The following is a 24669-nucleotide window of genomic DNA, read 5'->3' as shown; positions in this document are numbered from 1 at the left end:
TTTCTGCAATTTCTTTTTGATGTTCCTTTAAAATAAAAGCTGCTGGTATTTAAGAAAGAATCTTGCTCTTTCAGGGGTAGCTACCTCTTTCCAGGTTTTAAAAGCTTCCTGAGCCACTTCAATAGCTTCGTCTATTTCTTCTGTCAGGGTTAGAGGAACCTCTGCAAGAATCTCTTGTGTAGCAGGGTTTTCTACTGGAAGATATTCAGTTGTTTTACTGTCCCGAAAATTTCCGTCAATTAATAATTTTACTTTTTGTGACATTTTTTTTGAATTGAAAGTGGAGAGTTGAAAAGTTGAAAATGATAGTTAAAATACTATGTTTTTGTACAGCTCTCTGTATATTCATCATTTTCAACCTTCAATTTTCAACTCTCCATTATTATTAAATTACCATGAGGTCAACAAATTCGTTGACATTAAGGCTGATCAGTTTGTCATAATCCAAAGAATTCTCCAATACCACTCTTTGCTGCTTTTCCGGGAAAATACGGGCAAGATTGATCTTGTATTTTTTGATGAGTTCTGGAATTCCCTCTTCCCTTCTGCGTTGATGACCAATAGGATACTCTACCACGATTTCTTTTAATACCGTTCCATCATTAAGCTCTACGGTTACCGCATTGGCAATGGAACGTTTTTCAGGATCGTGATAATCTGTGGTAAATTGAGTGTCTTCCACACATTCTATTTTATCACGAAGAATATCAATTCTAGGATCTGAAGCGATATTATCTTCATAATCTGCTGCAGTCAGCCTTCCGTGAATCATAGGTACTGCTACCATATATTGAATACAGTGGTCACGGTCTGCAGGGTTATTTAATGGTCCTTTTTTATCGATAATTCTAATAGCAGCTTCATGAGTACGGATCGTTACTTTTTTAATATCATCTGTTGTTTTTCCAAGGTCTTTTAATTGCTGGTGTAATGTCATGGCTGCTTCCACAGCAGTTTGTGAATGGAATTCAGCGGGGAAAGATATTTTAAACAATACATTCTCCATAACGTAAGAACCGTATTCTCTCTGGAATTTAAACTCATTTCCTTTAAAAGAAACATCATAGAATCCCCATGTTTTAGCGGTTAAAACGGAAGGATATCCCATTTCTCCTGTTTGGGCAATGAGAGCCAGTCGCACCGCTCTTGAAGTAGCATCGCCCGCTGCCCATGATTTACGGGAACCGGTGTTTGGTGCATGACGGTATGTTCTTAAGGATTGTCCATCTACAAAAGCTAATGACACCGCATTAATCATCTCATCACGGGTTAAACCGATCAGTTTTCCCACTACTGCTGTAGAAGCCAATTTTACTAATAATACGTGATCCAGTCCTACTTTATTGAAAGAGTTCTCCAATGCCATCACCCCCTGAATTTCATGAGCCATAATCATTGCTTCTAAAACCTGTTTCATTTTTAAAGGAGCTTTTCCTTCTGCAATCTGTGTTCTGGATAACCAGTCCGCAGTTGCCAGAATACCTCCAAGGTTGTCCGAAGGGTGTCCCCATTCAGCAGCCAGCCAGGTGTCATTAAAATCCAGCCAACGGACAATAGCTCCGATATTGAAGGCTGCCTGCACAGGATCCAGCTGAAATTGAGTACCGGGAACTTTTGCTCCATGAGGAACGATAGTCCCTTTTACGACAGGTCCTAAAAGTTTGGTGCAGGCATGATAAGTCAGTGCTTCCAGGCCACATCCAAGAGTATCTAAAAGACAGTAATGAGCCGTTTTCCAGGCTAATTCGTTTTTGATTTCATAATTTAGTACATAATCCGCAATATCTGTCAATACTTTATCCGGTTGCGGTCTTTCATTTGAAATGTGTGAACTCATTGTATAGTTTTAATTTATGGAAAAATGGAAAGTTTAAAGTGGGAAATAGTAGTATTTCGGCTCCTTTAAATCTTCAAATTTTATTTATTTTCTGTTGTTGATCGGGACAAATTCTTTGTTTTCAGGGCCTGTATAATTGGCGCTTGGACGAATGATTTTCCCATCCTGTCTTTGCTCAATGATATGAGCACTCCATCCGGTTACTCTTGAAATAACAAATAATGGGGTAAACATCAGGGTGGGTACTCCCATTAAATGGTAAGAAACTGCAGAGAACCAATCCAGGTTCGGGAACATTTTCTTTTCATCCCACATGATGGTTTCCAGCCTTTCTGCAATACTAAACAGAAGCATGTCTCCGGCTTCTTCCGAAAGTTCCTGGGCAACCTTTTTGATCACAACGTTTCGTGGATCTGATATAGTGTAAACCGGGTGTCCGAATCCGATAATGACTTCTTTATTAGCAATTCGCTTACGGATATCCTCCTCCGCTTCATCCGGTGAATTATAACGGCTTTGAATTTCAAAAGCAACTTCATTGGCTCCTCCGTGTTTTGGCCCTCTCAAAGCGCCAATAGCCCCTGTGATTGCTGAATACATATCAGAACCTGTTCCGGCAATAACACGGCTGGTAAAAGTAGAAGCATTAAATTCGTGTTCTGCATACAGGTTTAAAGAAATCTGCATGGCTTTGGTCCACGAATCAGAAGGTTTTTTTCCATGAAGTAAATGAAGGAAGTGTCCTCCGATTGTATCATCATCGGTTTCCACATTAATCTCTTTACCATTATGGGTGTAATGATACCAGTATAATAATCCTGAACTGAAAGAGGCCAGTAATTTATCTGCAATGTCCCTTGCCCCTGCAATATTATGATCGTCTTTTTCCGGCTGGATACTTCCGATTGCAGATACCATAGAACGCATAACGTCCATAGGATGGGCAGCAGCAGGGATACTTTTTAAAATATTTCGTACAGAATGAGGTAATCCTCTTAAGGATTTCAACTTCGCCTTGTAATTTTTCAACTGAGCTTCTGTAGGTAACTGACCATAAATTAAAAGGTAAGCTACTTCTTCAAACTGTGTTTTTTCGGCAAGGTCCAATATATCATATCCTCTGTAGTGGAGATCATTGCCGCTTTTTCCGACACTGCAAAGTGCTGTATTACCGGCAGCAACTCCTGAAAGCGCTACGCTTTTTTTAGGTTTAAACGTAGGTTCATTACTTGTTGACATCATTATTCTTTTTAAAAAGGTTATCTAATTTTTGTTCATAATCATGGTATCCGATGCTTGTGTAGAGTTCTTCTCTGGTTTGCATGGTGTTAAGTACATGAGCTTGTGTACCCTCTTTGCGGATGTGTTCAAAAACATTTTGAGCAGCCTTATTGGCAGCACGGAAAGCTGAAAGCGGGTAAAGGATCAGCTCTACTCCAGCTTTTTTAAGTTCATCAACAGTATACATCTGGATCATGCCGAATTCAGTAATATTGGCCAATACAGGAATTCCTGTAGCATTCACAAATTTCTGATACAAATTAATATCAGGAACGGCTTCGGCAAAAATGAAGTCTGCACCGGCTTCTTTATACGCTATTGCTCTTTCTATTGTTTTTTCTAATCCTTCACTGGCAAAAGCATCCGTTCTGGCTCCAATAACAAACTGATCGTCTGTTCTTGCATCAACAGCAGCTTTTAGCCTGTCTGACATTTCATCCTTACTTACAATTTCTTTTCCGGGACGATGTCCACAACGTTTTGCTCCTACCTGGTCTTCAATATGAAGTGCTGCGGCTCCGGCTTTAATAAGTGATTTGACTGTTCTGGCAACATTAAATGCTGAAGGTCCAAACCCTGTATCCACATCCACTATTAGCGGTAAATCACAAACATTGGTAATGCGCTGGACATCTGTCAATACATCTTCAAGGGTGGTGATTCCAAGGTCTGGAATTCCCAAAGAACCTGCTGCAACGCCCCCTCCTGAAAGATAAATAGCATTAAAACCTGCCTGCTGTGCCAGTAATGCATGATTGGCATTAATGGTTCCAACAATCTGGAGTGGATTTTCTTTTTGCATTGCCTCCCGAAACCGTAAACCGGGTGACTCTAAGCGTTCATTTTTAGTCATTGTTAATATTTATCATTTAGTTAAATAGGTATTTGTGATGATTGTTGAGCTATAGTTACCAGTCAGAAATCCGATGGACAGAATCAGTTAAAACACTTTGTATAAAGTAGTTTCCTATCTCTACCTGTTGTTTCAGATTGAGATAGCCGGGATTGTGAATGGGCATATTTATCAACTTTTAAAGGGGTTAAACCATATAAAGTTCTGGTTGCTTCACAATACTTTAGGGGAAATAAAAATTAGAGAAAGGAAAATATGCATATAGGCTAATAGCGGATGTATTGCATCATTCATCTATCCAAGCAATAGGATGAGCACATAAAAGTATTAATCACACTGTTATCCATATCATATCATACCTGACTATAAGCTTCAGACCGCGAAAGCATCGTCAATTCAAAACAGGCAGGTCTCCTGACTTGTAACAGTTTTTATCATCCTTCCCATTTACCTGAGCAAACAGTGGACATTATTGGATAAAAACCTTGGTATGTTACTTACAGTTGCGCGACAGTTCGTGATTTACACACGATTCCCTTTTAATACACAGCTAAGTGTAACCAGTTTTGGTTGATAAAGAAGGTGTTAAGAACTCCTTGGTGGTAAATATAGCCATTTTATTGAAACAGCCGCATTGGGATTTGTATTTTATTTGAAAAAAGCTTTAAACCATTGAAAATATGGATGATATTTTCTCTTGAAACTTTTATTTTGAAGGGAAATAATAGTTAATTTTAACAATATTTGTAATTTTTTTAACACCAAAAATTATGCTTTGAATAGAAAGTGTACCCTTCTTTTTGTTTTATTGAAGAAAATCATGTTACATATTTATGAAATTTTCGATCCTTCTCCGCGTCTTTACGATGGATGAACAGAAAGACATTTTATTTTGACAAATTTAAAATTCTGTTTCAAATGCTGAAAATGACACTTCACTGTCGTTAAAATACATTTGAATAACAAAACAAACCGGTTTGGTTATTAAAATAACTTGCTTTGTCTTGAAAAAACCGACGAAATGCCGAAAGAAAAGTTCAATCTTAAAAATAAACCGGAATATATTTTTCTGGTTCTTGGATCGTTGTGTCTGGTAGCAATTCCCGCTCTTTTTCTTTTAGATTTTCCCAATAAAGCGGCAACAATTTTGGTCGTATTAATTTTGGGGGAGCTTTTATTTCTCATCACTATTACCCTTTCCGGAAAAGGATATACTGAGAAAATAAAGGAATCTTTTACCCAATTTTTTGGATTAAGACAAAAGATAAGAAACAAGAAAGATTGAAAGGCATAAGACAGAGGTCTATGTGGGAAAATAGATAAAAAAAGACAGAAACTTTTTTGTTTCTGTCTTGTAAGTTATTACAAAGAAGAAATATAGACTTCTATTTTTGTTCCGTCAAAATTAAAAGTTCCATCTTCGTTCCTGTTTCCTAATTCCCATTTAAAATCTACAGCTCTATCCCATCCTGCGCCTAGTTTTCCTCCATTCACGGAGCGGGCATAATCTATGTTTTCTGTTGTAATTGCAGAATGAAAGAAAGTTTTGTCTATCAGCCTGTAGAATCCAAGGGCTTTTCCTTTAGGGATTACGGAATATCCGTCCCATTTTTCTCCTCCTAAATAGTTAAATTTCCTCAGCCATGCCTGGCCTGTGAGTTCTGATAAATCATTGGGACTGATGCTGGCGCCTCTCATATAAAGTGTATACGCAACTACATCATGACAAACTCCGGTGTTGTATTTGCTGATATTCTCAAAGCCTGCAAGAAGTGCATTGGCAACAGAGGCTCTTTCCGAAGGGCCTAATTGAGCTTTTGTAGCTCCTTCTGGTGTTAATGACATATAATAAAATTTTGTTTTTGGTCTTGTAAAGATAAGTTTTTAAAATTAAAGAGATAAACACCTTAATTCTATACAATAAATGTATGCTTTATAGGATATGACAAAGAGCCAGGTTTCTCCACAATTTCAATTAAATTGTTTATTTTTAGAATAAAAAACAGATGATGAAAAAACTGTTGAAGTTTCTATTACTTATCTTATGTTTGGGAGGCACGGCATCATGCATAAGTCATTACGATGAAAAGAACAATACCGAACCTTTACTGAAATTGATTGATACAAGACTGAAGGTGGCTCCTTTGGTTGCGAAAAGTAAGTGGAATACAAAAGCTCCGATTGACGATCCTGTGCGTGAAAAAGTTATTTTAGACAGTGTAAAAAGTAAAGCACAAAAGATGGGAGCAGATGAAAATCTGGCTATTCATTTTTTTCAGGCACAATTTGAAGCCGGTAAAATGGTACAAAGACAATTGCATAGCCAATGGAAAGCTCAGAATCAGGTTCCTTTCAATCCTGCTCCTAACCTCGCTACAGAAGTTCGTCCTGTGTTAGACAGTTTAACTCCTTTGTTATTGCTGGAACTGAAAAAAAACAAGCATAATCCTTTGCACGCTCACTCGATATTGAGATTGAGAAGAGAAGCCAGAAGAATAATAAGTACTGAATTTACTAATGATGTTGTGGAAACAGCAATACAACCTCTTGAAGTCTATGGCACCCCCAAATAAACGCAATGAATTAATTCCAAAATATGATCCTTTATGTTGATAAAAAGTATAGCAAGAATTACATTTGTACGAGATCTGACAGGATGGATTCTAATGATAAGTCTTTTGGGAAGTTGTCTTTCAAATAAAATCAATCCTGTAACAAAAATAGCATATCTGGGACCTCCGGCATCATTTACTCATCTGGCAGCCGGAAAAAAATTTCCGTCACAAACGTTGATATTTCAAAACAGTATCGAAGATTGTTTTAGATCTGTACGTTCAGGAAGTGTGGAAAAAGCGGTTGTTCCTTTAAAAAATTCGATTGGAGGTATCGTTTTACCCACAGAAAAAGCCTTGAAAGAGTTTCCTGATATTCAGGTTGAAGATTCATTAGAACTGCCCATATCTCAAAATTTAATGATTGTTCCCGGAACAATAACTGTTAAAAAGATTTATTCTCATCCGCAAGCTCTAAGACAGTCTCGTCATTTTATTGACAGTCTCTATCCTGCCGTTCCCAGAATAGAATACTCCTCTACTTCTGCCGCTGCTCAATGGGTATCAGACCATCCTGCAGAAAATGGAGCAGCAATTGCCAATACCGAAGCGGCAAGATTATATAAACTAAAAATCATTAACAGTGATATTCAGGATGATAAAAATAATAGAACAAAGTTCATTATTATTTCAAAAAAGAATAAAGAGCTGCCATAATATCAGGTAGCTCTTTATTTACATTAATCTTTACGTCTGTTATTGAGAGTTTCCAGGTTACTATGAAACTACGCCTATTCTTGCTTTTAATGGAATGTTGTAGGTATTTAAGCACGGCGTTTGACCGTGGAAATCGAAATCAATATTGACTCCTGGTCTGAAAATCAGACAGTGCGTTGATCCCCCGAAATGAAAGGTACCAATAGGATCTCCTTTTTTCACATGTTGTCCTTCTGTGACTGTGATTTCACAACTGGATACTTCAGCCATTCCAATGGCTACAAAGCACATTAATCCTATTTTTTCATTATCCGACTGAATGAATACCAGTGCGCGGGCTGCCAGTTCGGTGATATATCCCTGAGAGTCATTGGGCCCGGAAGGGTCATACCCCTCAATAGGTGCTTCTGCATAATAGGTTCCCGGAACATTCTGAATTGCTACTATTTTTCCGTCTACAGGACTGTTCCATCTATGATAGGTTTTTGCGCATAAAAATGCCTGATATACGGTGCTGTTATCCCCAAACTGCTGTGCCAGCTCATGGTGATTCATAATATCGATCAGAGAATAAGGTTGACCTTTCATCCAGAACTTATCTTTCATTTTGGCATTGGTAACAAAATTATAAGGAGCAGATTCGCAGGCATTAACAATCACTGAAGGGTCCTGATCTTCCGGACTTACTTCCCGCACACCGGGATTAAATTGTCTGGTGAAAAAATCATCCCAGCTTTTATATCCGAAATGCGGCTGATTCGGTTGACATTGATAATTATAAATAAAATTTTGTAACGCATCTTGCGGGCTATTGCCTTTTCCTCTCAGAGGATCCATGGCAGCAATGGCTTCAAGAGCTTGTGGTGAAAACCATCCAACCGGATTGGTATAATCAGGTTGTGGTTGGGTCACATGACCATCGACTAAAACATATTGTGAAGCAGGAGACTCCAGAAAGGTTTTCCATTCTGCCAGAATAACGCTTAATTTCTCATTGACTACAGGATGAAGGAATGTTAAATATCCGGCTTGTGTTCCCATTGCCCAATCCAGAATGGCATTGATGGGAAAGCCCACCAACCCTATATTGTCTTCTATTGTACTGTAACACGGTGCTTCGTTTAAAACCTGGTTGATAATAAGAAGCATGGTTTCAAAGTTTTTTACCGGTTCATTATAGCCTTGTGGGATCTCATCATACATACTTGTAAAGCTCATGTATAAAGTAGGATCATTATAAATAGCTTCTCTGAGCGAATTGACTGCCGGGCGTAGAGGAAGCCTGTTCTGAGTGACCTGATTCACTTTTTTTTCTATCCAGCTATTGAGAAAATTTCTGTCGGAAGGAAGCCATTTTCCTACCCGGTACTTTACGTGGTTCATGATATGAGTATTTAAAGGTTATTTTATACTATAAAGTTACCTTTGTTCTTCAAAACCTACAATAGTATTTCTACTTAAAGGGATATACGTAAAACTACTTAAAAGTTCACGAAATATTATTCACACAAAACAAGGCGAATTAATTCGCCTTGTAACCAAAAATAAAATGATATGAAAAATATGAACATTGTCATATGTGTGATGCTTTCAACATTACGTCGTGTAAATCTGTATTTTTAATAAATGGTTGTACATATTCGCTTCCGGGACCATAGGCGGCTACTTCTACATAATCTCCTGAATGATCCATGCTGATCCAACCCACAGAATTATGTTTTTTCTGAATTTCTGAATAAAGTTTGAAGGGCAGCTTTTTATAATTATATAATCCTTCTTCTTTTTCAAGTCCGTTGTAGAAACCAAGAATTTGCCGGGCTTCATCATCATTCAGCACAATCTTATTCCCTTCGTATATCCAGTCTTTGACGTCTTTTGACGAATATTCTTTATGTATTTTATTTAGAATATATTCGTTGGTGTATTTATAATCCGAAATGCTGTTGAAATTCTTTGTGGCATCATTACCATAAATGGTTCCGGGATTGGCATTCCCATGGTCGGTGGTGATGATAACCAAAGTGTTTCCGTCTTTTTCTGCGAAGTCAACAGCTACTTTTACCGCTTCATCAAAAGCTATCTGATCATGAATAAGAGCCGCTACATCATTGGCATGTGCTGACCAGTCTACCTTGCCTCCTTCTATCTGAAGTACAAAACCATTAGCATGATCTTTCATCTGATCAATAGCTGTTTTTGCCATATCAGCTAATGTCGGAGTGTTTTTAAATTCGGAAAGATGGGTTCTATCTATACTGTAAGGTAGAGCCCCCGTACTGAAGATACCCAATGTTTTAGTGCCTGGTTTTAGATTTTTTAAGTCAGCATTATTTTTAAGAATCTGATATCCTTTTTTTTGGTAGGCTGTGTAGAGATCCTTCTTATCTTCCCTTGTTTCAGGATTAAAAAACTCGTCACCCCCTCCCATTAAAACATCAATTTCCAGATCGGCATACATTTCAGCAATTTGTGGTTCAGCATTACGTTTTTCAGAATTTACACAAAACCCTGCCGGTGTAGCATGAGTAATGGTCACTGTAGTGACACATCCTGCTTTTTTGCCTGCTTTTTTAAATTTTTGCCATATGGGCAAGTGCTTTTCTCCATTAGGTCCCATATTTAACACGCCGTTTTTCACCCGTATTCCACCTCCAAATGCAGAACTTGCTGCAGCTGAATCTGTTACAATAGAACTTGCTGAAGCCGTATCCATCAGAGCGCGTACGACTTTCTTTTCATGATACAAATTCATCCAGTTGCTTTCTCTGCCCAGGATGTTTTTCGAATAAAGATTGGTCATAGACAGCGTACCCAGACTCATCCCGTCACTGACCATGAAAATGATGTTTTTTGCTCTTCCAATAGTATTGCTACATATAGTGTTTCTCGAGCTAAAAAGCTCAAATGGCGATAATGTAAGAATCCCGGAAAGCAATGCTGAACCCTTTAGAAATTTTCTTCTATCCATTTTTTTTAATATGACAGCAAGGTACTATATCTTGCTAATTACTGAAACTTCGTTGCATTAACAAATGATTAATTTTGTTTTTTAAATATCCCTTGGAAAGGGATCATAAAAAGATTTCCCTTGTTCGAAATATTCTTTCTCCTGATTACTGATGAGACATTTCTGAAGATCTTCCATCATCTCATTTTTATTGAGGTTTTGTCCTATAAAAACAAGTTCATTAATTCGGTCGCCCCAGTCTTTGTCCCATCGGCTTTCAATAAATTTTTGATTCTCAATAAATGAAGGATATTGTACTCTATGGCTCATAGGCATACTCCCCCACCATACTCCGGCTTTTTCCAAACGAAAGGAACCTCCTGCCTGAGAAAAATTGAGTGCATCATCGGGTCTTGAAGCCAGCCAGAACAGGCCTTTTGCTCTGAGAATTCCCTGAGGATAGCTTTCATTAAGGTATTCCCAAAGTCTCATCGGATGGAATGGTCTTTTATCTCTGAATACCATTGAGCTTATTCCATATTCTTCAGTTTCGGGAGTATGTTGATCATTTTGTAATTCTTTTTGCCATCCGGCTGATGATTGTGCTTTATCAAAATCAAAAAGTTTTGTGTTGATAATTTCATGCAAATCAATCTGACTGAATTCTGATCGAAGGATTCTGGCCTCCGGATTCAGTTTTTGTAATGTCACTTTTAAGAATCCCAATGTTTCAGGATCTACAAGGTCTGTTTTGTTTAAAATAATAACATTGGCAAATTCAATCTGATCAGTCAGCAAATTAACAATGGTTCTGTAGTCACCTTCCATATCGGTAAGATCACGGTCTGCTAATAATTCCGCAGAACCAAAATCCTTTATAAAATTGAAACAGTCGACCACTGTTACCATCGTATCAACATAGCTGAAACGGGAAAGATCAATTCCGCTCTTTTCATCGACATAAGTAAAGGTCTGAGCTACAGGCACAGGCTCGCTTATTCCCGTGCTTTCAATAAGCAGATAATCAAAACGATTCTCTTTTGCAAGACGTTCTACTTCCACCATAAGATCTTCCCTGAGAGTACAGCAAATGCAACCATTACTCATCTCTACCAGTCTCTCTTCTGTTCTGGAAAGCGTATTTTGATTTTCTACCCAACGTGCATCAATATTGATTTCGCTCATATCATTGACAATAACGGCTACTTTCAGGCCTTCTCTATTATGCAGAATATGATTAAGTAAAGTAGTTTTTCCGGCTCCGAGGAAACCACTAAGGACAGTCACAGGAAGTTTTTTAGTCATAGGTTAATGTTTATGATTCTTAAAATTGACAATGTGAGCAATAATTAATCCTGCCGCACCTATATAAATAAGAGGAGTATGGATTTCAAACAGAAGATCCGTCACTACTGAAATGGAAATCATTAAAATTGAGACACAAAACATCAATTTTAACCATAGGTTCGTCATATTCTTCGTCACTCTATACACTACAACTGCGCCAATGATCAGAAAAGCAAGGTCAATATAGGGGTTGTGTGATATTCCTAAAGGAATAATCATCAGGAGAGGAAAGATAATGCAGTGGATCAGACATAAAACTGCCGCTGATATTCCTATTGCGTCCAGTATTTTCGATTTCATAAAGTATAGAATTTAAATTTGTTATCGTAACTTTGTTGCAAAAGTATACATTAATTTTTAAATATCGCAACTTTGTTGCATTAAAAAATGAAACAAGTAAGAAATACTCACGCCAAAACTGAAATTTTGAATCTTATTAATGGATCAGATATTGCACTTACCCATTCGGATATTCAAAAAAAATTGGGAGATTTATGTAATAGAGTTACCATTTACAGAGTTCTTGAACGTCTTGAAAATGAGGGAGAAATCCATAAGATTGTTAATATTGACGGTGTGGTTAATTTTGCCAAGTGTACTGGTAAATGTACCCATGAACAGCATTTTCATAACCATATCCATTTCAATTGCAAAGAATGCCATTCGGTAACCTGTATTGAAAATGCGATTCCTGAGATCAGTTTACCTGCCCATTTTATTCCTCAGGAATATAATTTTATCATCAGCGGAATTTGTCCGAAATGTGCTGTAAAATAATAATGGATTTTCATCACATTTTAGACTGTTCTATATTCAGAAGATTCACCTACTGAAAAAACTGTATGTAATAGAATATGATGTAAAAGTGTCTTTTATATAGTTATTCAAATTATATTTTTAATTTGGTTGTTAGATAACATATAAAAACAGATGGGAAATAAGACTATATCAATCATTGTGTTATTCTTTTCACTTGCATTATTTGGACAAAATACCAAGCCTTGTGATGAGTACGGATCAGCCCGGGAAATTATTAAAGATCTTGATTCTATTGTCAATCCAAATGGAATTCAGGAACGATATAAAGCTGATATTGGCGGTGTAAAACAATGGGTGTATGTTCGCGGCCAAAATAAAGAAAATCCCGTTATTCTATTTGTACATGGAGGCCCTGCCTCTCCCATCTCTCCTGTTATGTGGATGTTTCAAAGACCTGTTGAGGAATATTTTACCGTAGTCAATTATGATCAGAGGGCTTCAGGAAAAACATATAATGCCAATGATACTTTGAAGCTGAAAAATACAATCAATATCAATCAATACGTAGAGGACGCGATCCATTTAGCCGAGTTGATCAAAGAAAAATATAAAAAGAAAAAGGTGATTCTTATAGGACATAGCTGGGGAACCATAATTTCCATGAAAGCGGCCTTAAAAAGACCGGATTTATTTTATGCATATGTTGGAATCGGACAAATTATTAATACAAAAGATAATGAACGCTTAAGTGTTGATTTTGCCATAAAGGAAGCTACCAGATTAAAAAATGAAACCGCTCTAAAAGAACTCACATCTATATCACCTTATCCGGGAAATACTGCAATTACAAGACAACGCATTATTATTGCCAGAAAATGGCCCCAATATTATGGAGGTTTAACAGCTTACAGGAATAATTCCCGCTTTTTTTTTCAGGCACCTCTGCTATCCCCTGAATACTCATATAATGATGCAGAAGCTATTGGTAAAGGGAGTTTATTTACTCTGGGCAAAGTACTTCCCGAGTTTCTGGATACTGATTTTAACCATGTAAAAACATTTCCTATTCCTGTTTTTATGTTTTTGGGAAGACATGATTATACGACCCCTTCAGAGCCTACCGCTGAATGGTTGAAAAATGTAAAGGCTCCATTTAAAAAAGCAATTTGGTTTGAAAATTCTGCTCACTTGATTCCCATTGAGGAACCCGGAAAATTATTGGTTACTTTAATTAATGATGTGGAACCTGTCTGTAAATAATTGACACTTTTTTCTAGACTTCCAGCTGGAAAAGCTCCATCGTAGCATTATGATAATGTGCCGGACGTCCTTCAGTATCGGTTATTTTTCTTGGACCAAGGTGTGAAAACCCACATTTTATATAGTAGTCATTGAGTCTTTGATTTCCTGATGTGGTATCCATTCTCACATACAATTTATTGTTGTCTGCAGCATAGTTTTTTGCCCATTCCACGATCTGTTCAACAAATTTTTGTCCTTTAAAATCAGGGTTGACTGCAATCCGGTGAATATAGATGGAAGGATCAGCATTATGTTCTCCCCATACCTGTAAGTCGTCAAATGTAATACTCCAGACACAGGCAATCGCACCATCCACCATAATTTTCCAGTGTCGCTTTTCCTTAATTTCAGTTTCGATCATATTTTGATCAAATTCTGGCCATTGTACGCCGGATATTTTTTTCTTAAAATCCGAAGCTATTGTATAAACTTCAAAAATCTCATCTGTGTCCTGTAAAGAGGTGTTCGCTATCATTATTCCGTTCTTATGCTCAAAAATATGGAAAATAAACGGATAACCTTTTGCTATCGTTATTCAGAATGGGTATAAATACGGCTCTATTCATATCATACCGTTGGGAAAAGTAAATAAAAATACTATTTTTATTGCCCGATTTAAGAAAAAGACTACTTATGCCGACTGACGCTTCTCATAAGCTGATTCCGATGACCACCTTCGTCATTGAATATTATTCAAATGAAGGATATGCCGATCTTCAAATTTTACATTTGATGAATAATTATGCGAATTTTCTAAAAACACCACTTACCTTGGGAATGTTTGTTCCTGTAGATCCTCAGGGAAATGTTTTGAAGGAGCCTAAAAACTATACTTCATGGAAGTCACTTGAGCATAATGACGGAAAAAGAACAGATATTGCTGGATTTGAGGAGTATGTTCAATATCAGAGCGCAGAATCTCATTGTATGTTTGAAGGTTTCAGAGTGGATTATAACGGATATTCTAAAGTGAGAATCGTAGCCGATTATGATACTTCCATCGAATTGTCTTTTAATAAAAATGATTTGCTTCCGTCAGGATTTAATGATGTAGAGTCATTGACTGTTTTTGATGATATCTTCTTAACTGTTCATGCTTTAAAGGTGATCGGAATTAAAATAAAATAAATTTATTATCTCAGATTCAGAGATATCGTTATAAAAATAAACCTCTTTATCAGGACCAATAAAGAGGTTTGTTTTCTATATTTTTTATCTGACACATTCTCCGTTGTGGCAGGAATAGCCTGCAGGACACATTCCGTTGATACAAGGGCCGGCAACATCCGGATAGCATCTTTCATCTGCACGACAATGCGAATGAGGCGGACAAAGGGAAATAAGGTTCCCTAAGCAAACTCCTACCGGAAGGGGAAGATTCAATTCTATTCCAAGTTCTCCCGTAATGTTTTTTAATTTTTTTCTGTTTAATTTTTTCATGGTTGGTCAATTTTTTAAGTTAAATACATATTAATTTACTAATAATCAAATATAAAAATATTATGTTAAATTAATGGCAATATATTTTTTATATAACTTAAAGAGCTTTATACCCCCCTTTATTTTAATAAAATTTTAAACAGACTTATAATCAGATAGTCAATAAAAATGGTATTGTTCAATTATTTATTAGCGATTCTGTTTCGATTATTAATGCAGCCTGTGCTGAATTAATCTTTTTCAGAGCTTCTTCCGCGGTAAACCATTCCCATTGGTCAACCTCTGGCACATCAATGGTTTTTCCGGATTTTGGAGGCCATTCCATTGGAAAGGTATTGCTGTACAGCGTAGACGTGTCAATATTTCCTTCTACAGCCCATGCATATACCGTCTTACCTCCTTTTTGTTTGATGGCAGTGAGTTCAATGAATTCTCCTGTTATTGTTGAACCTGTTTCCTCTTCAAACTCTATTAAAGCTCTTGATAACGGATCTTCATCAGGTAGTATTTCTCCTTTTGGAATAGACCATGCACCAAAGTCTTTATTTTTCCAGAACGGACCTCCCGGATGTACCAGAAAGTAATGAAATTCGTTATTTTCTTTTTTAAATAATAGAATACCTGCACTGGTTTTCATAGGTGTAATGCTTGAATTTTGCGATTATCAATAAGATTTCCAGAGTTCTTTATTTTGTTTTTGACGTTGCTGGAACTTCCGAAAGTCTGTTATTTTTATACCTAAAACTGACCGGAGTACTTTCCCCATCAGCATAATGAAATCCCGGTTCTACAACTCCTTTTACCACTCCATTTTCTATACTTTTAAAAAAGGTCTGTGTCTCAGCAAGATCAGCTCCTCTGTTGAAAGAATACTGATAATTGAGCTTCCCATTCTTATTGATAAAAATAGCATAATGTGCATCCCAGTTATTTCCACCATCACGTCCTTCAATGGTAAAGGGCATAATAGCATCATCGAGTTGATCTCCGTTAAGGTCTCCAATAAGAATGGGACGTTCTGAGTCAAAAATAGATCCTGAAAGTTCATCCTTTATGTTGTAATTCACATCCTCACCAAATTGTTTTGTTATTGTAGCATTTTTAAAGGCATGCAATACTGTAATAGTATCAATTACGGGAAGTTTTGTGATTTGCTTCTGGCTGTCAGCATCTTTTGCAATACCTGTGCTGGTATTGGTCGTAATGGTATCTTGATGTATATTTTCTGAACTCGTCTTTTTTTCAGATTTACAACCTGTAACTAGCGTAAAAGACAATAATGAAAAGTATATTTTATTTAAATGCATACTGTTTATAGATTTATTTAATGCTCCTTCCGTTGTTCAATTTCTGTCTCTATTCCTTCCTGAAACTCTATTAAAGCCTTCGTACTGGCGGACTTCAGACTTCCGTTTTTTTCTCCGTCTTCCCAGGTTTTAAAGGCTTTTTCCTTCAATCCTAATGTATAGTAATAGCTTCCTAAAACAGTATACCCTTCCGGTTCTCCGAGATCAATAATTTTCTTTGAGAGCGAAATTAATTCCGGATGTGGCTTTATCTTTTTTGAAGGAATTTTTGTCGGATCCGTTAGTAGTCCTGGAGTATATTGCATCATTTTCAGCCCGAAAAGATTCATACAGGCTTTTGCCAGTCCTTTATTACAAAGGTCTGCATTCACTCCCGATGTTTTTCCGGATAATAATGCTTCAAAATCAAAGCCTGATTCGGAAGAACTTTTTGTTTTATCATAGTATTCCGCTAAAAGCTGAGCTTTCTTTTTGGCAGCTGCCGGATCACGTCTGTTATTCATTTCCGAGCTATCTTTTTTAGGACTCCAGACCCCTTTTTCCACCCAATTTGAAATTCCGGTTAGCTTTCCTTTTTTGATTTTAAAAATGAAAATACTTTTGTCAGGATAAACGATCAGACTGTCATTTCTGGTAAAATAATCTCCATAATCCATATCGGATATTAAAACCTTTCCGTTTCCATCAAAATTAAAACTGCTATACAGTGTCTGATCATTACTTGCTTTATAATAGCCTTGTAAAGAATTATCAGCATCCTGCGCCGATACAATATAGCCGGAGAAAGATAACGCCATCAAAAATAATTTCTTTTTCATAATTTGTTCCTTTTTTTTGATATAGAATGTACAAAGCTATTGAATAGAAAGGGGAATTTCAATAGTCAGTTTCAGCTATTTTATTCATGTAAACCAGTTATAACGGGGAAATCAGCTATAAATATTTTACTATATTTGTTTCAGTGGAAAGAAAAATCATATATAAACACGTTGATTTATTGCATTGTATAAAAATAGCAGGCCTGTTTTTAATGCTTTTCCATTTGTCTCTTTATAAGGCAGATTACAGCAGATTGTCTGCAACAATTTCAAATGCTTTTCATCTTTTTCAGACAGATTCTAAGCATGAATGCAACAAGATTTATCTTGAAGAAAACAATAAAACTCCGATAAAGTGTAATAGCAATTATTGTTCAAATTCTTCATCCTTTTTTACCGTTTCCATTCCGTCTTTTGGGTTTGAAAAATTTATCGGTAAAGAAGTCAGCAGTAGATTCTTTTTGTATGATGATCCACCCTATTCTTCATTTTTTAATTCTATCTGGATTCCTCCTAAAATTGAACACGGTTTGTAAGGTACAATTATAAGGATCTTACAGCATAATTTTTCCCGGCAATACAACAATTATATCATTCAGAATTACATGAAGTACTGAGTCTCATGGTATTTTGTCATGCGACCAAAACGATGTAATCAAAAAAGAATTTAACAATGAAAAAAATACGATCAAACTTCGAAAAAAACACCCCTAAGATTTATATACTATGCAGAGTTTTAATTGGCCTGTTCTTCTTTATTGCAGGATTTAATAAACTCTTTCACCCCATTTTCCAGGGATATATGTTGAACACCATTGCGAATATCGGCTTTCCTTTCCCACAATTTACTGCCAATTTCACAGCTTTTTGTGAATGTGTATTCGGTCTGTTCTTAATGATGGGCTTCTGGACAAGAATAAGTTCTGTGTTTTTAATATGCATTATCCTGGTAGCGTTATTCACCCATGATCTGAATTCAATTCCCAAGGAACTTATTCCGGTTAAAGCGGAAACCGGGATTTATGAAGTGGATCCGTTTACATGGCTTAGTTATTTTCTTTATCTGCCTCAGACATTATATCTGATGTTTTTAACACTATTTCTGTTTCAGGGATGCACCGGATTTGGAATTGATTCTTTGAGAAAGAAAAATTCCTGACACTGATGTAAATAAATAGTAAAAGCTCTCGGAAGAGAGCTTTTTTAGCGAAATAAAGATTTAATAATCGTGATCAGACTCATGGCAATGACTACAAATCCTACAACAACAAACATCTTTTTAGTTGGCAGTTTTGAAGTCAGCATTGCAGAGAATGGCGCTGTAAAAACACCTCCCAGTAATAAACCTAAAACGATATTCCAATGGTGAATCCCAATTGTGAAAATAAAGGTGATGGCACTAGTTATGGTAAGTAAAAACTTAGCCACAGTAGAACTTCCAACCACATAACGGGGAATTCTGCCCTCTTTGATTAAAGTTCCGGTAACCAATGGTCCCCAGCCACCGCCGGCAAAAGAATCTATAAAACCTCCAACCAATCCCAATATTCTTAAATTGGTTCTGCGTTTGGGTTTTTCCTGACCAATCTTTTTTGTTTTAAAAGCATTTCTAAGAATATTCACTCCCAGATACAAGGTATAACAGGCAATAATTGGTTTTACAATATGGGCATAATGTTCTCCATAATGAGAAAGAGTCAATGCCCCGATAATGGATCCTACAATTGCTAACGGGAATAAAACCAAAACCATTTTTTTATTGACATTTCCCAGTTTATAATGACTGAAACTTCCCGCAGCAGTTGTAAATGATTCTGCAGAATGGATGCTGGCACTGACTACTGGTGGCGGAACGTTCAACAATAAAAGAATCGTTGTACAGATGACGCCATAGCCCATTCCCATAGATCCTGCTACAATTTCTGCCATAAAACCGGCAAACAACATCCAGTAAAAAATATGACCATCTTTATTTAAAAAAGCCTGAATATCACCGGAAAGATCAAACTGATATACGACAAGCCCCAATATCCCGAATAAAAGTAAAACTCCGGTAATGGCAAGGTAAATATTGGCTCTTCTCTGAGCTATTTTGGTAATGCTGATCAGTTTTTCAATCTCCATATCATTTTTTTTCCCTTCAGAAAGGTATTCAGTGGTGATTTTATTGAGTTCTTTTACTTTATCATTGAAATCTCCTTTTAGCTGGTTGCGGATATTCTGCATATTATCCAGTACATCATCCATTTCATCAGGAATAATTTCTGTAAAGGTTTCTCTTAACCGTTTGGCAATGGTGGGAGACTTTCCGTTGGTTGAAATAGCGATTTTAAGGTTTCCCTTTTTTACAATGGAACCCAGATAAAAATCACAGAGTTCAGGTTTGTCTGCAATATTAACCAGAACATCCTTCTGATGGGCATGATCGCGGATTTGACCAGCAAGTGCAAGATCATTAACGGCTATAATGGCAAGATCAGCATCATTAAAATCATGGTCCTCGTAAGGCCTTTCATGCAGAATAATATTAGGATACTGATTTTGTAAACTTCTGACCTCAGGAATAATTTGTTTAGCAACCAGCTTTATAGGTGTTTCCGGCGAGTTTCCGAGTACTGATTCCAGTTTTTCGAGAGAAACCTTGCCACCACCAATAATAAGCAGTGACAACGTTTCAAGTTTTAAGAATATGGGATATAATGAATTACTCATCTTGATTACAGTTTTAAGTCATACGTGAAAGCGAGATAATACAGACCTCCGATTTCAGGTCCGGCTGCATATTGAAAATAGCGACGGTTCAGTAAATTGGTTGCACCAATTTTTATATTCGCATTGATTTGAGGAATCTTCCACGTAGCCTGAGCATCGATGGTATAATAAGCCGGAATTTCTCCTGAAGCTAAAGGACTTTCCCACATAAAACGGCTCTGCCATCTTGCAACAAGGGTAAACCCGATGTTTTTGACAATTTCCCTGTTTCCTACACTCACATTAACCATCCACTTAGGAGTATTGAAAGCGGTAATAAAAAGATCAGAGTTGGTATTAGATGCCAGATCATTATAGGAAACGTTGGTGTTGATATTATAATTTCCCGTTACATTATAACGGATTCCCAATGAAGTTCCGTAGCTTTTATAAGTACTGTTACTATTGGTATAAACCCTGTAGCGGTCCTGTTTACTTCTGTCCAGCATAGCAAGAACGGCTGTGTTGCTCCCCACCGCACTGTTTTTAGGAACGGCCACTTCCACCTGTCCGAGAAATCCTTCGTAAATATTGTAGTAGAAATCCCAATCCAGGACCAGTTTATTATTGAAGAATACCGATTTGTACCCTATTTCAAATGAATTGATTTTTTCAGGTTGTAATTTTTGAAGACTGGCTACCACCAAAAGCTGTTTATTGTCCTGTGCTGCCTGTGTCTGGCTCTTTCCTCCATCAACATCGGTATTCACAGCAGAGGTAAACCGATCAATAGAAGCAAGGGTATACGAATTTTCAAGGTACCCCAATCCTTCATTGACTTTTGATAAGCCTCCTACTCTTCTTACATTGCCGTTATTCACAAATGAAAGAGCCTCAAATAAGGAAGGGAAACGATAGCCATTCTGAAAGGAAGCCCTGAAATTATGCTGATTGACCGGAGAATAGACAATGCTTATTCTGGGATTTAATTTGGCTTCAAACTCGGGATTCCTGTCAATCCTTACAGCAGCATTTATTTTTAATTTATCGTCAAAAAAAACTTTTGTAATCTGTGCAAAAACTCCATATTTCTGGTAAATCACATCTTTCCCAAAACTGCCATTGGCCAAAGGAATATTTCTTTCATTGACCGGTCTGTTGAAATCGACAAAATTATTTCCGTCCGGAGTGATGCTGTATAAACGATAATCGATTCCTGCAAGAAGGTTAAATATTTTTACAAACCTGCTGAAATCATATGTAAGTTCTCCCTGGTAAAACCTTGATTTTTGCTCCAGTTTAGCGCCGCCTGTTGCCGGAGCTCCTGCAATTCCTGCATTGGCAGAATCCCAGTTATTGATTCCGATAATGGTATTTTTTAACTGATCAAAAGCTGCTGTTCCCGGTACTGCACGGTTTTTATCGGCTTCTCTGCGGGCAAGAATGAAGGCATCATTTAAATTTACACCTGCATTCATGCTATTTTGTAAAGAAGTCTGAAATATATTTTTCCAGTTGTTATTGGAAAGATTGGTGAGATCCAGGTTGTCGGCAAGGGGTTTAAGATTATAGGAATCTCCGGTATTTTCTATGGATACATAGGCTCTGAAAGTAAGTTCTTTCCCTGTCAGTTCCACTTTATGATTCTGAACGGTGGCATTCTGTAAGCGGATTTTATTCCCTCTCTGAAAAGTTCCGTCCAGCAGACCGTAACGATACACATAAGATGCTCTCCACTGATCTCCAAAGCGGTAATACAGTCCGGCATCAAACTTGATATTTTTAACTTCAGGGCTCACCAGATCTTTTTCAAGATATCCTGTCCTGGACACATTGAAAGTGGTTGGCTTTCCGTTGTAATCTACTTTTACAGCAACTCTGTTGTTCCTTTCATCGCCATATTTGTTCCAAAGATCTTCTGCCGGATTGTTGAGCAGTGCAAAGTTTGGATTTGCAGTGACCAATGAACCCGGATTCTGATCTGTTTGATTGTTTGAAATCCAGTCTGTACCTGTGAAGTAAGAAGCATTTACCTTAACTGCCCAATTTTTATTGAAAACTTTAGCAAATCTAAGGGCACTTTCTCCCAAAGAACTGATTTTGTGATTGACGTTGTCGACATGGTTTACTCCACCTCTGAAGTACACGCTTAATCCCTGAGAAGTAAACGGATCTTTTGTCTGAAGGCTGGCCAGTCCGTTGATGGCATTCATTCCATACAATGCAGAAGCAGCACCGGGAGTGACTTCCATAGACTGGATGTCGAGTTCTGTAGGTCCAATGGCATTTCCCAAGGGTACCCCCAATGTAGCCGATTGTACATCTACTCCATCTACCAGCTGCATAAACCGGAAATTATTAGGTGAATTGAATCCCCTTGAATTGGGAATTTTCAGCGTCAGACTTGAGGTTAGCAGCTGCAGCCCTTTTACATTTTCCAATGTTTCATAAAAAGAAGATGCCGGACTTTCTCTGATCGTTTTGATGTCAATCTTTTCAATAGCGATGGGTGATCTTAATATTTTTTCAGGAACTCTGGATGCTGAAATAACCACCGCATCAATAATGGTGTTCTGCGGGTTTAAACCAACCGTAATTTTATTGGAAGGAGAAAGAACTTCAACCGTCTGTCCTGAAAATCCCTCTTTGTTAATCACCAAACGGAAAGGAATGGTAACTCTGGTTCGTATTTTAAAATGACCGAGCTGATCGGTTACCGCAATATCTTCCGTATTTTCAATCTGTATTTTTACAGAATCAAGACCTTTGCGGGTTCCTGTATTTTTTATACTTCCGCTTAATTCAATAAGCTGTTGCTGGGCTTTTGTTGCGTTGAAAGAGAGAAAACTAATGGCGATAATACCCGCTTTGGGCAGAAAATTTCCTTGTTTTTTGTTTTTCATTTTTTCTTCATTTTTTAGGTTGAGGATGAAGCGGTCTAATCTTTAAAACATTTTTTTAGGCATAAATTTTTTAAACACTTAACTAGTTTAAAGAGTTATGACAGCTTTGTATATATTGTTATTTTGAGAAGCAACAACACATACACATTCGCTCACCTGAAAGAAGAGATTGAGTTTTTATATTTTTTTTCAGACTATCAAGAAAATCAGCCATATAATCAGTTTAAGGTTTGCAAATAACGGTATGAAAAATCACCGAATGTTTCTTCCGAAAGTCTTTTCTGTATGTAGATTCCGAAAAGATCGTCCAGTGTCATAAGAATTTCTTCTTCCCCTATGTTTTCTTTAAATTTTGTATTCAAACGCATGCCCAGGCGGTCTCCACCGATGTGAAGATTGTATTTTCCGTAAGCGGTACCCACAAATCCGATTTCAGCGTTGGGAGATCTTCCGCAACCGTTGGGGCAACCGGTCATACGAATGGTAATATCTTCTTCCAGAAGACCATATTTTTCAAGGATAGGTTCTATTTTAGTAACCAGAGACGGTAGATAACGCTGGGCCTCAGCTAATGCTAAAGAACAGGTATTTAAAGCGACACAGGCTACAGAATTTTTACGAAGTGCACTTGCACCATCCGTATTCCCTGAAATGCCATGTTCCTGTAAAATGTTTTCGATTTCAGCTTTATCCTCTTCATGGATGTCTGCCAGAATAAGATTCTGATTACAGGTAAATCTGAAATTGACCTTTCCGGTTTGAGCAATTTTTAATAAACCTGATTTTAAAGGATATTCTTTTGTATCAAGTACTCTTCCATGCTCCACGAATAAGGTATAGAACCATTTGCCTTCGTGATTCTGTATCCAGCCGTACCGGTCTTTTCTCTGTTCAAACCTGAAATCTCTGGCCGGCTCAAAACTGAAGCCGGTTCTTTTCTCAACTTCGGCTCTGTACTGGTCAATTCCCAGTTTATCTATCGTGTATTTTAATCTGGATAGTTTTCGATCACTTCTGTTTCCGAAATCTCTTTGTACGGTAATAATTTCGTAGACTGCTTTTAATACTTTTTCTTCCGTATCCACAAATCCCAATACAGAGGCAAGGCGGGCATAGGTAGCTTCATTTCCGTGGGTAGCGCCTAATCCGCCACCGGCAGCAATATTATATCCTGCAATCTTTCCATTTTCAATAATAGCAATCAGGGCAATATCATTGATGAAAACATCTACATCATTGTTGGGAGGAACGGCAATTCCTATTTTTAATTTTCTGGGAAGATATCGGTCCTGATACAACGGATCTTCTTCGGCTTTCCGGTCTACAATAAGCTCATCATCAATCCAGATATCATAATACGACTGGGTTTTTGGAAGACACATTTCGCTTATTTTACCTGCCAGTTCATAGGCCTCTTGTTGCAGTGGTGATTCTGACGGATTGGCTGTACAGGTTACATTTCTGTTCACATCACCACAAGCGGCAATAGAATCAAGATGTTGAAGATTAAAGCTTTGGATGGTTGGTTTTAAATGAGATTTTAAAATACCATGCAGCTGGATCGTTTGTCGGGTTGTTATTTTTATGGTGCCGGTAGAATGGTCTTTCGCTGTTTCATTCAGTCCTACCCATTGTTCAGAAGTTAAAAAACCTCCGGGCAGCCTCAGGCGGATCATGTAAGAATATAACCATTCCAGTTTTTTGGCTACACGTTCTTCCCTTCTGTCTCTGTCGTCCTGCTGATACATGCCGTGAAACTTAATCAGAGTCTGGTCATCTTCTCTGATGGCTCCTGTAAAGTCATCTGAAAGACTTTCCTTTAAAGTTCCTCTTAGTCCGTTGCTTCCGGTTTTAATTCTTTCTACCGGTGAAAGATTATCTTTATTATCGTTGCTCATATTTTTTTCCTTTAATT

25 protein-coding genes and 1 riboswitch are annotated in these 24669 nt (G+C 37.3%); of the genes, 8 read left to right on the top strand and 17 right to left on the bottom strand.

Going from position 1 to position 24669, the window contains the following annotated elements:
• Window positions 1–27 precede the first annotated feature (27 nt).
• The 4 genes from C1631_RS24490 to prpB form a co-directional block, all read right to left on the bottom strand.
• Window positions 28–264 (bottom strand): aldehyde dehydrogenase family protein, encoded by a 237-nt coding sequence (locus C1631_RS24490; RefSeq protein WP_262510194.1) that lies wholly within the window; start codon window positions 262–264, stop codon window positions 28–30.
• 121 nt (window positions 265–385) lie between these two features.
• Window positions 386–1837 (bottom strand): bifunctional 2-methylcitrate dehydratase/aconitate hydratase, encoded by a 1452-nt coding sequence (locus tag C1631_RS02420; RefSeq protein ID WP_109710205.1) that lies wholly within the window; start codon window positions 1835–1837, stop codon window positions 386–388.
• 84 nt (window positions 1838–1921) lie between these two features.
• Window positions 1922–3076: a bifunctional 2-methylcitrate synthase/citrate synthase gene (gene prpC / locus C1631_RS02415; RefSeq protein ID WP_228440968.1), complete on the bottom strand. Its 1155-nt coding sequence runs from the start codon at window positions 3074–3076 to the stop codon at window positions 1922–1924.
• Complete coding sequence (prpB, locus tag C1631_RS02410; protein WP_109710201.1) at window positions 3063–3971, bottom strand: methylisocitrate lyase; 909 nt, start codon at window positions 3969–3971, stop codon at window positions 3063–3065. The genes prpC and prpB overlap by 14 nt, the downstream gene beginning before the upstream one ends.
• Before the next feature lie 387 nt (window positions 3972–4358).
• A riboswitch (cobalamin riboswitch) is annotated at window positions 4359–4551 on the bottom strand.
• Window positions 4552–4992: 441 nt separating this feature from the next.
• On the opposite strand from prpB, the gene C1631_RS02405 reads away from it, so the two are divergent.
• Window positions 4993–5256 (top strand): transporter suffix domain-containing protein, encoded by a 264-nt coding sequence (locus C1631_RS02405; protein WP_109710199.1) that lies wholly within the window; start codon window positions 4993–4995, stop codon window positions 5254–5256.
• 77 nt (window positions 5257–5333) lie between these two features.
• On the opposite strand, the gene C1631_RS02400 is transcribed toward C1631_RS02405, so the two are convergent.
• On the bottom strand, window positions 5334–5816 hold the full coding sequence (locus tag C1631_RS02400; protein ID WP_103247329.1) for a hypothetical protein: 483 nt from the start codon (window positions 5814–5816) through the stop codon (window positions 5334–5336).
• Window positions 5817–5980: 164 nt separating this feature from the next.
• Here C1631_RS02400 and aroQ point away from each other — a divergent pair, with 164 nt between their 5' ends.
• Together aroQ and C1631_RS02390 are read left to right on the top strand one after the other, a co-directional pair.
• Window positions 5981–6544 (top strand): gamma subclass chorismate mutase AroQ, encoded by a 564-nt coding sequence (gene aroQ, locus C1631_RS02395; RefSeq protein ID WP_228440965.1) that lies wholly within the window; start codon window positions 5981–5983, stop codon window positions 6542–6544.
• 33 nt (window positions 6545–6577) lie between these two features.
• A complete protein-coding gene (locus C1631_RS02390; protein ID WP_109710197.1) occupies window positions 6578–7240 on the top strand; it encodes a prephenate dehydratase in 663 nt (220 codons plus the stop codon).
• Window positions 7241–7300: 60 nt separating this feature from the next.
• On the opposite strand, the gene C1631_RS02385 is transcribed toward C1631_RS02390, so the two are convergent.
• From C1631_RS02385 to C1631_RS02370, 4 genes are all read right to left on the bottom strand, one after another.
• Window positions 7301–8623, bottom strand: coding sequence for a phosphatidylserine decarboxylase family protein (locus C1631_RS02385; protein WP_109710196.1), 1323 nt, complete (start codon window positions 8621–8623; stop codon window positions 7301–7303).
• Window positions 8624–8813: 190 nt separating this feature from the next.
• On the bottom strand, window positions 8814–10208 hold the full coding sequence (locus C1631_RS02380) for an alkaline phosphatase (RefSeq protein WP_109710194.1): 1395 nt from the start codon (window positions 10206–10208) through the stop codon (window positions 8814–8816).
• Window positions 10209–10289: 81 nt separating this feature from the next.
• Window positions 10290–11492, bottom strand: coding sequence for a GTP-binding protein (locus C1631_RS02375; protein WP_109710192.1), 1203 nt, complete (start codon window positions 11490–11492; stop codon window positions 10290–10292).
• Window positions 11493–11495: 3 nt separating this feature from the next.
• Window positions 11496–11834, bottom strand: coding sequence for a MerC domain-containing protein (locus C1631_RS02370; RefSeq protein ID WP_109710190.1), 339 nt, complete (start codon window positions 11832–11834; stop codon window positions 11496–11498).
• An 87-nt stretch (window positions 11835–11921) separates the two neighbouring features.
• On the opposite strand from C1631_RS02370, the gene C1631_RS02365 reads away from it, so the two are divergent.
• Both C1631_RS02365 and C1631_RS02360 read left to right on the top strand, forming a co-directional pair.
• Window positions 11922–12311 carry a Fur family transcriptional regulator gene (locus C1631_RS02365; RefSeq protein ID WP_103248556.1) on the top strand — a complete coding sequence of 130 codons (390 nt, stop codon included), beginning with the start codon at window positions 11922–11924 and terminating at the stop codon, window positions 12309–12311.
• A 153-nt stretch (window positions 12312–12464) separates the two neighbouring features.
• Window positions 12465–13553 (top strand): alpha/beta hydrolase, encoded by a 1089-nt coding sequence (locus C1631_RS02360; protein WP_109710188.1) that lies wholly within the window; start codon window positions 12465–12467, stop codon window positions 13551–13553.
• A gap of 13 nt (window positions 13554–13566) precedes the next feature.
• Here the strand turns inward: C1631_RS02360 and C1631_RS02355 are convergent, their stop codons facing one another.
• Window positions 13567–14070 (bottom strand): GNAT family N-acetyltransferase, encoded by a 504-nt coding sequence (locus C1631_RS02355; RefSeq protein WP_109710186.1) that lies wholly within the window; start codon window positions 14068–14070, stop codon window positions 13567–13569.
• A gap of 158 nt (window positions 14071–14228) precedes the next feature.
• Here C1631_RS02355 and C1631_RS02350 point away from each other — a divergent pair, with 158 nt between their 5' ends.
• Window positions 14229–14723, top strand: coding sequence for a hypothetical protein (locus tag C1631_RS02350; protein WP_109710185.1), 495 nt, complete (start codon window positions 14229–14231; stop codon window positions 14721–14723).
• 84 nt (window positions 14724–14807) lie between these two features.
• Here the strand turns inward: C1631_RS02350 and C1631_RS02345 are convergent, their stop codons facing one another.
• The 4 genes from C1631_RS02345 to C1631_RS02330 all read right to left on the bottom strand — a co-directional run bounded on the left by C1631_RS02345 (window position 14808) and on the right by C1631_RS02330 (window position 17160).
• Window positions 14808–15035: a hypothetical protein gene (locus C1631_RS02345; protein ID WP_109710183.1), complete on the bottom strand. Its 228-nt coding sequence runs from the start codon at window positions 15033–15035 to the stop codon at window positions 14808–14810.
• A gap of 178 nt (window positions 15036–15213) precedes the next feature.
• On the bottom strand, window positions 15214–15672 hold the full coding sequence (locus C1631_RS02340) for an NUDIX hydrolase (protein WP_109710180.1): 459 nt from the start codon (window positions 15670–15672) through the stop codon (window positions 15214–15216).
• A 49-nt stretch (window positions 15673–15721) separates the two neighbouring features.
• Entirely contained in the window at window positions 15722–16342 is a 621-nt protein-coding gene (locus C1631_RS02335; RefSeq protein ID WP_123966568.1) for a hypothetical protein, read from the bottom strand.
• 17 nt (window positions 16343–16359) lie between these two features.
• A complete protein-coding gene (locus tag C1631_RS02330) occupies window positions 16360–17160 on the bottom strand; it encodes a hypothetical protein (RefSeq protein ID WP_109710177.1) in 801 nt (266 codons plus the stop codon).
• Between the two features lie 143 nt (window positions 17161–17303).
• On the opposite strand from C1631_RS02330, the gene C1631_RS02325 reads away from it, so the two are divergent.
• Both C1631_RS02325 and C1631_RS02320 read left to right on the top strand, forming a co-directional pair.
• On the top strand, window positions 17304–17696 hold the full coding sequence (locus C1631_RS02325; RefSeq protein ID WP_123966566.1) for a hypothetical protein: 393 nt from the start codon (window positions 17304–17306) through the stop codon (window positions 17694–17696).
• Between the two features lie 137 nt (window positions 17697–17833).
• The gene (locus C1631_RS02320; protein ID WP_109710173.1) at window positions 17834–18319 is read left to right on the top strand and encodes a DoxX family protein; all 486 of its coding nucleotides are present in this window, start codon (window positions 17834–17836) and stop codon (window positions 18317–18319) included.
• Window positions 18320–18363: 44 nt separating this feature from the next.
• Here C1631_RS02320 and C1631_RS02315 read toward each other — a convergent pair whose 3' ends face one another.
• The 3 genes from C1631_RS02315 to C1631_RS02305 all read right to left on the bottom strand — a co-directional run bounded on the left by C1631_RS02315 (window position 18364) and on the right by C1631_RS02305 (window position 24652).
• Complete coding sequence (locus tag C1631_RS02315; RefSeq protein WP_109710171.1) at window positions 18364–19872, bottom strand: TSUP family transporter; 1509 nt, start codon at window positions 19870–19872, stop codon at window positions 18364–18366.
• A 5-nt stretch (window positions 19873–19877) separates the two neighbouring features.
• On the bottom strand, window positions 19878–22754 hold the full coding sequence (locus C1631_RS02310) for a TonB-dependent receptor (protein WP_109710170.1): 2877 nt from the start codon (window positions 22752–22754) through the stop codon (window positions 19878–19880).
• Window positions 22755–22972: 218 nt separating this feature from the next.
• The gene (locus tag C1631_RS02305; RefSeq protein ID WP_109710168.1) at window positions 22973–24652 is read right to left on the bottom strand and encodes an NADPH-dependent assimilatory sulfite reductase hemoprotein subunit; all 1680 of its coding nucleotides are present in this window, start codon (window positions 24650–24652) and stop codon (window positions 22973–22975) included.
• Between the last annotated feature and the right edge of the window lie 17 nt (window positions 24653–24669).

The organism is Chryseobacterium phosphatilyticum, from assembly GCF_002899825.2.
GTDB classification, from domain to species: Bacteria; Bacteroidota; Bacteroidia; order Flavobacteriales; family Weeksellaceae; genus Chryseobacterium; species Chryseobacterium phosphatilyticum.
The sequence above is the reverse complement of the archived record's forward strand: the minus strand, read 5'-3'. Positions and strand labels throughout refer to the sequence as shown.